The 9,741-nt window shown below is 65.2% G+C and carries 11 protein-coding genes and 1 pseudogene; 4 read left to right on the top strand and 8 right to left on the bottom strand.

The genetic code is table 11. The annotated features are described in order from the left end of the window. Window positions 1-148 (bottom strand): transposase (locus AC1DXK_RS29350; protein WP_477299600.1); only part of this gene is annotated, 148 nt, incomplete at its 3' end. 640 nt (window positions 149-788) lie between these two features. Between AC1DXK_RS29350 and AC1DXK_RS29345 the strand changes: the two genes are divergently transcribed. Together AC1DXK_RS29345 and AC1DXK_RS29340 are read left to right on the top strand one after the other, a co-directional pair. After that, on the top strand, window positions 789-1,949 hold the full coding sequence (locus AC1DXK_RS29345) for an alpha/beta fold hydrolase (RefSeq protein ID WP_456686850.1): 1,161 nt from the start codon (window positions 789-791) through the stop codon (window positions 1,947-1,949). Between the two features lie 214 nt (window positions 1,950-2,163). Next, a complete protein-coding gene (locus AC1DXK_RS29340; protein ID WP_477299599.1) occupies window positions 2,164-2,730 on the top strand; it encodes a hypothetical protein in 567 nt (188 codons plus the stop codon). 122 nt (window positions 2,731-2,852) lie between these two features. Here the strand turns inward: AC1DXK_RS29340 and AC1DXK_RS29335 are convergent, their stop codons facing one another. Together AC1DXK_RS29335 and AC1DXK_RS29330 are read right to left on the bottom strand one after the other, a co-directional pair. Continuing rightward, window positions 2,853-3,272, bottom strand: a complete 420-nt coding sequence (locus AC1DXK_RS29335) for an Hsp20 family protein (RefSeq protein ID WP_456685976.1) — start codon at window positions 3,270-3,272, stop codon at window positions 2,853-2,855. A 352-nt stretch (window positions 3,273-3,624) separates the two neighbouring features. Then, complete coding sequence (locus tag AC1DXK_RS29330) at window positions 3,625-3,945, bottom strand: GYD domain-containing protein (RefSeq protein ID WP_456685975.1); 321 nt, start codon at window positions 3,943-3,945, stop codon at window positions 3,625-3,627. Between the two features lie 202 nt (window positions 3,946-4,147). On the opposite strand from AC1DXK_RS29330, the gene AC1DXK_RS29325 reads away from it, so the two are divergent. Then, a complete protein-coding gene (locus AC1DXK_RS29325; protein WP_456685974.1) occupies window positions 4,148-4,357 on the top strand; it encodes a hypothetical protein in 210 nt (69 codons plus the stop codon). Between the two features lie 641 nt (window positions 4,358-4,998). On the opposite strand, the gene AC1DXK_RS29320 is transcribed toward AC1DXK_RS29325, so the two are convergent. From AC1DXK_RS29320 to AC1DXK_RS29300, 5 genes and pseudogenes are all read right to left on the bottom strand, one after another. Next, complete coding sequence (locus tag AC1DXK_RS29320) at window positions 4,999-5,136, bottom strand: hypothetical protein (protein ID WP_456685973.1); 138 nt, start codon at window positions 5,134-5,136, stop codon at window positions 4,999-5,001. A gap of 107 nt (window positions 5,137-5,243) precedes the next feature. Then, window positions 5,244-5,663: pseudogene (locus tag AC1DXK_RS29315) on the bottom strand (IS5 family transposase); the annotation flags it as partial. Beyond that, window positions 5,639-7,186 (bottom strand): sensor domain-containing diguanylate cyclase, encoded by a 1,548-nt coding sequence (locus tag AC1DXK_RS29310; protein ID WP_456685972.1) that lies wholly within the window; start codon window positions 7,184-7,186, stop codon window positions 5,639-5,641. The pseudogene AC1DXK_RS29315 and the gene AC1DXK_RS29310, both read right to left, overlap by 25 nt. A 189-nt stretch (window positions 7,187-7,375) precedes the next feature. After that, window positions 7,376-7,684 carry a hypothetical protein gene (locus tag AC1DXK_RS29305; RefSeq protein WP_456685971.1) on the bottom strand — a complete coding sequence of 103 codons (309 nt, stop codon included), beginning with the start codon at window positions 7,682-7,684 and terminating at the stop codon, window positions 7,376-7,378. A 20-nt stretch (window positions 7,685-7,704) separates the two neighbouring features. After that, a complete protein-coding gene (locus AC1DXK_RS29300) occupies window positions 7,705-9,480 on the bottom strand; it encodes a methyl-accepting chemotaxis protein (protein WP_477299598.1) in 1,776 nt (591 codons plus the stop codon). Window positions 9,481-9,560: 80 nt separating this feature from the next. Between AC1DXK_RS29300 and AC1DXK_RS29295 the strand changes: the two genes are divergently transcribed. Next, window positions 9,561-9,741: helix-turn-helix domain-containing protein (locus tag AC1DXK_RS29295; RefSeq protein WP_477299597.1), on the top strand; the 181-nt coding region annotated here is incomplete at its 3' end.

Here is a 9,741-nt window from a genome sequence, read left to right as displayed (position 1 = left end):
CCGGAATGGCCCGCCATTTCGCCCCGTTCTGATGCCGCCAGAGAATGGCCGAGAGTGTGCGTTGCAGGTCCTGCGGTGGCGTCTTGGCCTTCGGACGGCACGCCTCGACCAGCGGCTCCAGCTCAGACCATTGCGCGTCGCTCAGCATCATCCCTCCTGCCTTGGAGAGAGGAAAACGCAAGCCCCGCCAGTCCGTTCAGGCGACGACAGGCCCTAGAGTCAAGTGATCGTTTCAAAGTTTCGCAGCGTCACGCAAGATTTTACGCTCTCTGGCTCGCACGTCTCCTTCGCATCGCGCGTTTTTCAGTCCACATCCAGCTGACTTAACTAGGCCGCGTTGGCTCTGGGCCGCCAGCTCATTGCAACACAGGAGCCCACGACGAACTGATAGCGGCTGCCCAACGCGCCTAGGCCGATGCTGCGGAGATCGAGGCGCAGGCCAAGCGCCGGTTGGCCGATGAGTACGATGCCGCGCAGCAGCGGGGCGAGGTGGCGACCCGCGGGGGCGAACGTTCCGGTCGGGAACATTCGCCCGCAGCACCGCCGGTCACGGACCTTGGCCTGACCCGCAAGGCGATCCACGAGGCGCGGCAGATCCGCAACGCCGAGGCGGTGTCGCCGGGCATCGTGCGCCGCACACTCGACCAGCAGCTGGCCAAGGGCAAGGAGCCCACAAAGGCGGCCTTGAGCAGGTGCTCGCGTTGTTACTACCCCAGCCCAGCTACGGCTTGCAGTTGCTCTCCCTCTGAAAGAGGCTCGGTCAACAAAGGCAGGGGTGGGGACGTTGCATGGTCGATCGGAACAGGCACCGCTGTGCACTCCTTGCAGCCGCTCTCCTGCTTTCGGTATCCGTCCTGCCTGCCCGCGCGGATCCGCCAGCAGCTGCGCCAGTAACGGCCGCCCCGCCCGACCTTCAGGCCGTGCAGCACGAGGGGGACGTGGACCTGACCGAGTTCACGTTCCGCAACGGAGAACGCCTTTCCCCGCTGCGCCTGCACTACACCGCGCTCGGCACACCGCAGCGCGATGCGGCCGGCAAGATCACGAACGCGGTCCTGCTGCTTCATGCCACCACTGGCACCGGTAAGACCTTCCTCGTGCCGACGCTTGCCCACCACCTCTTCGGCCCGGGCCAGCCGCTGGATCCGCAGCGCTACTACATCGTCCTGCCGGACGGCATTGGCTTCGGCGGCTCTACTAAGCCGTCAGACGGCCTGCACGGGCGTTTCCCGCACTACGGCTACCGCGATCAGGTCGAGGCACAGCACGCCATGTTGCAGGCTATGGGCATCGACCATCTCCGGCTCGTCGCCGGCATCTCACAGGGTGGCATGCAGACGTGGCTCTGGGCCGAGCAGCACCCCGATGCCATGGATGGGGTGATGCCGATCGCCTGCATGCCAATGCAGATCAGCGGCCGAAACCTAATGTGGCGCCAGATCGTGGCCGACGCCGTGCGCAGCGATCCAAAGTGGAACGGTGGCGACTACGACCGTGCGGACCCGCCGACCGCCTGGACGCGCAGCGCGGCGCTGATGTTCGCGCTCATGGTCGGCACGCCCGAGCGGCTGCAGGCCGCCGGGCTGGACCGTGCCAAGACGCTGGCCTACGAAGACGAGCTGACGGCACAATACCGGGGTCGTGATGCCGGGGACGCGCTGTACGACTACGAAAGTTCGGCCGACTACGACCCCGCGCCCGACGTGACCCGCATCAAGGCGCCGATGCTGGCTATCAATTTCTCTGATGACCTAGTGAACCCGGAACAGCTGCCCGTCACGCGCGAGACCGTGGAGCACCTCGCCTCAGGCAAGTTCGTGCTGCTGCCGGGCGGCTGGGGGCATGCCGGCATCTTCCACGCCGACCTGTGGGCGAATCAGCTGGGTGCGTTTCTGAGCAGCCTTCCTGATCGAGATCACCCGCACGTGCCTGTTGCCGCTGAAAAGTAGGCCAGCACGCGGGCCTGGGCGAGCTGCCGTGTGAAGTGCGCCAGGGCGGCTTGCGCGATGCCATCCTGCACAGCGCCGGGGCCAACGCGGACCATGGGGTAAGGCGCACGATCCCCGATCGGCGCCGAGCGGGCCTGATGCTTGTTCAGGACAACGAGTGGGGCAGCTGGTCGGACCGTGAGATTGCCCAACGCTGTGCCGTCCTCAAAACGATTTGAGTGAGCTGCCGCCGCGCACCTATCGAGATCGGCACGGCAACGTCACCCAGATGGACACCGCGCGGATCGGCCGGCGCACGGCCGAGCCCGAGCCGGATCTGCCGGCCCCGGATAGCGCACCCGTCCCGGATGCGCCCAAGCAGCAGCTCAGCAACGTCATCCAGCTGGGCAACCGGCTTAATGTGATCCCGCCGCCGGAAGCAATCGAGCGCGGGTTGATCGCGGAGGAAGCGGCCGCAGATATCCAGCAGATCAAGGATTGCGACGTAAAGCGGCTGGATCACCGCGTAACCGCAGTGAACTACGCCTTAGCTGCGCTCGCCCGCGTGGAGGCGGGCGAGGCCAGCGTATACAGCGCCTCCAACTGGTTGTCGGCGCTCAGACGCAGACAGCGAGCGCGGCGAGGCTCGGTGGTGTCCGCGGGCGTGGCATCGTCGCTGCCGGACAGGGCGGCGGATCGTCGTCATCGTTCCGGCGCCCGGGGCGGACGTACCAGCGCAGGTTCGAGATCCGGCTCGGGCGGCGTCGAGCTGGTGCCATGTTCATGGAGCCAAGGTCAGTGAGATGCGGCTCTATCGTAGACACGAGTCATTCTCCTGAAAACGCAAAGCAGGGTGTGACGGGTGTTGCCCCCGCGCACGACCGGTTCGCGAGGGCGTCTGTTCAAGAGCAGTTGGGCTGAGGATCAGGCAGCCTTAGCGTGGTCCACGATCCGCGGCTGCGCATTGTCCTGGCCGACAGCGGCCGAGGCGCCCCCAATCGTGATGCGACGCGGCTTGAACGCCTCTGGGACCTCCCGCACTAGCTCGACAGTCAGCAGGCCGTTCTCCATGCGGGCGCCCGTGACCTTCACATGATCCGCGAGGTTGAAGGTCTGGCGGAACTGACGCGCGGCGATGCCCCGGTGCAGGAACTGGCGGTCGCCCTCAGCATCCTTCTTCTGCCCGGTGACAAGGAGACTATTGGCGTTCTGCGTCAGCTCGATCTCGTCGGGTGCGAAGCCAGCCACCGCCAGGGTGATGCGGTAGGCGTCGTCGGCGACTTTCTCGATGTTGTAGGGCGGCCAAGCGGCCGACGCGTCGACGCGAGCAGCCTGGTCCATCATGTCGAACAGGCGGTCGAAGCCGACGCTGGAGCGGTAGAGCGGTAGAGCGGGGCGAAGTCGAAGGTCCTCATGACCACATCCTCCTTGCGAGCAACGTGATAACGAGAGCCGCCGGACACCATGTCCGGCGCCCAACATGCGAGCCTGAATGGGCCTCGCACACGCGCGTAACGCCAAAGACGAGGCCGAGTTCCAATGCGGATGCCGGATTTTTCGTGACGTCAGGCGTGCGCCAGGACGGCCTGCGCGACGCCACCCATGGGCTGCGCAGTCCCAACGCCGACAAGCGCCGACCTGTCGCCCGTGCTCGGTCTGCGGGCGACAGGTCCGCCATCACGGCATCCACCGCGCTTCAGGCGCGCCAGCGCGGCGGTTCCTCGTAGGACAGGGACTGGACGATCTGGCGGTAGGCCGCTTCCGGGAAGGCTTTGAGGGTTTGTGCGCGGATGTTGCCGAGCATCCCAAGCTGCAAGCTGAAGCGGGCCGCGACAGCGTCGTCTGGGGCCTCGTAGACCGCCACGATGTCGTAGCTTCCCAGCGTCAGGAAGAAGTCCTTGAAGCTCCCGCCCATCTCCGCGAGCAGCTGCTTGGCCGCATCGAGTCGAGCGGGTGAGTCGGACGCCGCGCGTGCGCCCTGATCAGTCCAGTTCGCCAGCATGATGTAGGTGGTCATCGCATACCTCCAATTTTGAGCGTGACCGGGGCGTAATGGTACAACAACTTGTGCTCGCGGGGACACAAAAAGTCCCGGACAGGTACTCTCGACCTGTCGAGGTAATGGGCCGAGGGTCTGTGGCAAACTCGGGTGCAGGCCGCTTGCCGGTCAGCTCGGCCACCTCGGTGGTGAGCATTGCCACCGTCTCGGCCACGGCAACTTGCTGCCGTGGATCGAGGCCGAGTTCTCGATGGCCGAACGTTCAGCCCGGCGCTTTATGGACGCGGCCGAAGCCTTTGGGTCCAAATCGGCCAATGTGGCCGATTTGCCCGCCACCGTCCTCTACGCCCTCACCGCCCCGTCCACCCCCGAGCCCATCAGGGAGGAGTTCATGCGCGAGGCCGAGGCGGCCGGCGGTGCCTGTGGATAATCCGCCGCCGCTCCTTGGCCTCGCCCTGACAGGGACTCGCTACGGGGGTGCTGCTGGAGAGCACCACCACCATGCCCGACCACACCGAACCTGACTTGTTCGCCGCCGCCGGTCTCACTCTCGATGTCGAGACCGTGCAGCCCGCGCCCAAGCGCCAGAGGAAGCCCAGGACGCCGTCGCCGGCCCAGCGGGCGGCTGCGGACCGCCTGATGGGCGCTCGCCGCCAAGGCCGACGCTTTCGAACGCGACGGACGCTACGACGAGGCCGCGCTGCTGCGGATGCTCGCGCGAGACCACCGAATTCGCGCGATGGAAGTCCGCGCGCACATCGGACTGCTTGAGATGTGGCTCGGCCTGACGGAGATTGACCGGCGACCGTCACAAGAAAGCCCGCCGCAGCGATGCCGGGCGGGCTGGAGGTGGAGTAATCCCGTGAATGCCCTGTAGACCTGCGGGCGGGTGTTTGGTTCCCGAATGAGTGCCGCTTGACCGCCTTCAGCTGAAGGAACCCCATCGGGCCAGTCGCGAGAGGTGTACGGAACTCCTGGCTGCGGTCAGACCGCTCGGTTCAGACCCCGGCCTGCATGGACCGAGGGTGCTGTGCTCATCAGCACCTCATCCGGGCCGAGCGGCTGCTCGGACTAGACCGGCGCCATCAGCGTGAGCACCGTCGTAGCGATGGCCATCGAGGCGACGGTCGAGAATGCGGAAATCACGAGCCAATCCATCGTCGTTCCTCCTGGAGACATTGTTTTCATTGCCTGGATGTAAGGTTTCATGAACCATCAGCCCTGACGGTGCTCCAGAGCACGTGCTCGAATGCTGATTATCGGCGGACCACAAAAGAAACGCGCCGCAGCTAGGCGGGACGGGTTACCGTCCGGACTCATAACCAGTAGCTGACGGTGGCGGCGATGCAGACGGCGGCGAGATAGTTGGCGGCCGAGCGATCGTAGCGGGTGGCGATGCGGCGGAAGTCCTTGAGCCGCCCGAACATGCGCTCGATGGCATTGCGGCCGCGATAGAGCACGGGCGAGAAGCATGGCTTCCAAGGCCGGTTGATCTTGGGCGGGATGTTGGGTGCGGCCCCGGCCGCCTCGATCTGCCGGCGGATGGCGTCGCTGTCGTAGCCCTTGTCGACCAGCACGATGCGGCAGGCGGGCAGACGTTCGAGCAGCAGCGCGCCGGCCTTGCAGTCGGCGGCCTGCCCGCCGGTCAGCAGGAAGGCGAGCGGGCGGCAGAAGCGATCGGTGAGGGCGTGGATCTTGGTCGTGCGCCCGCCTACGAGGCGCTGACGACCTGAAGCCCACGCTTCTGTGAAGCAGCCGGGATGTCCTGCAGCTTCGCACAACGGGTTTGGTTCCGCCCACCTGCCTTAGCTTCGTAGAGCGCGCCATCCGCGCGGCGGTAGAGATCGGCTAGCGCTGCGATCTCCGCACCAGTCGGCACCACGGCTGCTAGCCCGATGCTCACTGTGACCGCGCCCGCTCCGATACCGGCAGATCCGATTGCCAGGGTGGACACCTCGGCATGGACCTTCTCCGCAATGCAAAATGCGCCTGCTTGGTCTGTGTCTGGCAGGAGAATAGCGAACTCCTCGCCGCCTACACGGCAGACGAGGTCGTGCGGGCGATGAATGCTGGCCGAGAGGCAGCGGGCCAGACCCTTGAGCACCTCGTCGCCGACCGCGTGCCCGTAGCGGTCGTTGAAGCGCTTGAAGTGATCGGCATCCACGATGAGTAGTGATAGCGGCTCACCTGAGCGCCTTACGCCACCCGAGGCCCGGGTGAATGCGTCCTCAAACGCGCGGCGGTTCGGCAGCCCTGTCAGAGCATCCGTCAGAGATAGCTTTGCGAGTTCCGCCTGCATGGTTTCGCGGCGGCGCAGCTCACGCCCGAACAGGAGCGACAGCGCGATCGTGAGGCCACACAGCAGCGCCACGATGCCCCCGATGACGAGCGCCTTCACCCGCCACTCGGCCTCGGTCTCGTCGGTCGAGAGAGCGACGTTCAGGATCAGCGGCAGGTCGCCGACTTGCGTAAAGGTGTAGTATCGCTCGATGCCGTCCCGGATCGAGGTGTGGACAAAACTGCCGTTGTGCTCACGCAAAAAACCCTTGAAGGTTGGGGCACTCGCGATGTTGGCACCGATGTCAGCCTCGACGAAGGGCTGGCGCATGACACGCGTGCCGTCGCGCAGGTAGAGATTGATGGCGCCGTTTCGGCCGAGGTCGATCTGACTGAACAGCCGCGTGAAGTAGGACAGGTTCAGTGTCCCCAACACCACGCCGCCGAATGTACCGTCAGCCTTGTTGATGCGACGGCTCAGCACGATCATACGACTGCCGAGCAGACGTGAGAACAGCGGCTCACTGATGTAGAGACCGAGATTGTTCTGCGCCTTATGGGCCTGGAAATAAGCTCGGTCGGCGTAGTTTGCTTTGCGCGCAGGAACCGCGCCTGCCTCAATGACGCTATCGCCGTTCTCATCGGTGACGACCAGCACGCCCATGTCGCGAGCCGTCGCAGCGCGGTCGAACAGCAACAGCTGCCGCAGCTCGGGGGTGACCTGCGCAAGTCCCGGAGCCTTCAGGTTGTCGAGGACCCCGCGCAGCGAGAGATCGTACAGCTCGATGTTGCGAGCAATGTCGCGCTCAAGGACCTGGACGAGGTTCTTGGAGGTCTGCTCAGCCTTGTCCCAGGCGTCCTGTCGCAGATCCAACAGCATCAGGCCGGACGCTGCGAGCATCCCAACGGGCGCCAGGACGCCGAGGGCGATCCATGTCCGGGCAAACTGAAACCGAAGCACTAGGCGTCGCAGCGGGACCATCGAGGGTTTCTCGCGAACGCGTTCGCTCCCGCTCAATCCTGGCACGGACAATCCTTACCAAGGGTTTTAGATCGGTAGAGTCAGGGCGGTGTCGTGCGTCTGCGCCAACACGATCGCGTGAGCACCCGTCGCACCTGCACCCCACGAGAAGGGTCAGGGTAACGCCGTTCCCGATCAGCGGCTGACCAGTTACCTCTCTACTCCCCCATTACTCCTATTCATCTGCTGATCAAAGCGCTTCCAGAAGCCGGTCAGCCGCCGATAGGGTTTGCCATCCGGGCCGAGGTGCCGACCCTCCTCTATGTATCGTCGGCAAAGCCATCCGTTGACGCTGTCGAGGACTCCCGAGGTATCCTTCAGAAATGCGGAGGTGGCCTCGATCAGGTCGAAGCCCACGTGTTTCATGAGGGCCATTATTTGTGCCTGGATAGCGGTTTTATGCTCCTTGGCTGCAGGCTTGAATACTAAAAGGGCCGCCGTTGAGGCGGCCCTCATCACCGACGTCGTCCCGGCTTGCGTCAGGCGGCGCGGACGGTTGCGAGGAAGCGCCTCATCTCGGCCGCGAGCTGCTCGGACTGGCGTGACAGCTCGGAGGCCGCCCCAAGTACCTGATTAGCCGCAGCGCCCGTGTCCTCAGAGGCGCGTGCCACACCGGCGATGTTGCTCGTCACCTCACCCGTGCCGCTCGCCGCCTGTGCCACGTTGCGCACTATCTCCTGGGTGGCTGCACCCTGCTGCTCAACGGCAGCCGCAATGCTGGTGGCAACCCCGCTGATCTCCTGGATGCGCGCGCTGATCGAGCTGATCGCCGTGACCGCCTGACTTGTCGAGCCCTGGATCCGGCCGATCTGGCCCGAGATCTCGCTCGTGGCCCGCGCGGTCTGCTCGGCGAGCGCCTTAACCTCGCTCGCCACCACCGCAAAGCCCTTCCCGGCGGCGCCGGCGCGCGCCGCCTCGATCGTGGCGTTCAGGGCCAGCAGATTGGTCTGACCGGCAATCGTGGAGATCAGCGTCACCACGTCACCGATGCGCGACACAGCCCCGTTAAGCTCCTGCACGAGTGCGGCTGTCTGGCAAGCCTCATCCACAGCAGTGCGGGCCAGCTGGGCCGAGCCGCTAACCTGCCGGCCGATCTCCTGCACGGAGGAGCCCAGCTCCTCCGCCGCTGCAGCTACGGTGTTGACGTTGGAGGCGGCCTCTTCGGCAGCAGCGGCCACAGTTGTCGAATGACTGGCTGTCTCCGTCGCCGTCGTCGTCATGGTCTGTGCGGTGGCCTGCAACTCGGTAGCTGAGGATGACACCATGCTGATGATGCCGCCGACAGCTTGCTCGAAGCCGTCGGCCATCTGGCGCATGCCGGCCCTACGCTGCTCCTCGGCCGCCAGCCGTGCGTGGGCCGTCTCCGCCTCCAGCTGACGAGTCCGGATCAAGTTTTCCTTGAACACCTGCACAGCCGAGGCCATCGCGCCGATCTCGTCGTGCCGCTCGGCGCCTGGAATAGCCGTCGCCGTGTCACCGGCAGCTAACCGGACCATCGCTCCTTCCAGATGTATAATTGCTCGGGAGACCCACCGCTGCAGAATGATAAAGCTGGCAGCTGCGACCGAGAGAATGCCAATCGCCATACCCGTCAGCAGAAGCACCCAGGTCCAAGCCTGATCCGCTGATGCCGTTGCCTGACCAGTCAGAACCTCCATCGCCGCGGCGGCGACGGCAAGGACATCCGACTGTGCATCGCCAGCAAGCTTCAGCCACGTCTCCATGTTGAAAGCGAGGGGCTGACCGGTTGCGGCAGAGGTATCGATCTCCTTGCGTAGGTTCACATAGGCACTTCCGGAGAAGCTGTTCTGTGCGGCGGCTAGTGCCGCCCTCAGATCTGTTGGAGCGTGTTCGTCCATCAGGTCGGCTATGACGCCAAGACCAGACGTCACTTGGTGCGCGTATTCCCGTACCTTAATCGTCTCTTCCGGCCGCACGGCCCTGTTCTGTGCCAGGATCGTGCGGACCTGGAACCGAAGCATCCCGGCGCTGATCCGCGCCTGCCACGCGGTCGCGCTGATCTGAATGAGGGGAAACATCTTCGGGTCGAGCGCCACGATGCGATGCCCCAACAGCTTGGCGCCATGCTGGAGCGCGTTCAGCACCGGCTCAAGCCGCTCGTCGAGCCGAGCCCGCACTGTCATGTCGCGTGCGGCAAGTTCCTGGCCTAGGCCTTTGTCGACCTCCCGGCGGACCGCCTCCCAAGCCTCGTAGCTGCTGGTAAGCTCACGATGAACTTGGCTGGCGCCATCCATCGCCAAGGCAGCTAGAGCCGTGCCCGGCCGCGTTGCGACGGGTTAGCGGTTTGCCGCGTTGAGTGGTGAAGGAGCCCTCGATGCCTTCACCGTTGTCTGTCGATCTGCGCGAGCGTGTCGTGGCGGCCGTGGCCGAGGGCGCCTCCTTCCATCGAGCGGCGGCCCGGTTCGGTGTAAGCGTGTCGAGTGCCAGCCGCTGGTCGGAGCGGTTCGCGCAGGAAGGCCACGTTGGTCGGAGCGGTTCGCGCAGGAAGGCCACGT

Source organism: Methylobacterium sp. P3_A11 (assembly GCF_056403155.1).
This window is presented reverse-complemented; position numbering and strand designations above follow the sequence as displayed.

What these genes read in the sequence shown, in the direction of transcription:
- AC1DXK_RS29345 (WP_456686850.1), top strand. Translation starts at nt 789, where the DNA reads ATGGTCGATCGGAACAGGCACCGCTGTGCACTCCTTGCAGCCGCTCTC.
- AC1DXK_RS29335 (WP_456685976.1), bottom strand. Translation starts at nt 3,272, where the DNA reads ATGATGGACCAGGCTGCTCGCGTCGACGCGTCGGCCGCTTGGCCGCCC.
- AC1DXK_RS29330 (WP_456685975.1), bottom strand. Translation starts at nt 3,945, where the DNA reads ATGACCACCTACATCATGCTGGCGAACTGGACTGATCAGGGCGCACGC.
- AC1DXK_RS29320 (WP_456685973.1), bottom strand. Translation starts at nt 5,136, where the DNA reads ATGAAACCTTACATCCAGGCAATGAAAACAATGTCTCCAGGAGGAACG.
- AC1DXK_RS29310 (WP_456685972.1), bottom strand. Translation starts at nt 7,186, where the DNA reads ATGGTCCCGCTGCGACGCCTAGTGCTTCGGTTTCAGTTTGCCCGGACA.
- AC1DXK_RS29300 (WP_477299598.1), bottom strand. Translation starts at nt 9,480, where the DNA reads ATGGATGGCGCCAGCCAAGTTCATCGTGAGCTTACCAGCAGCTACGAG.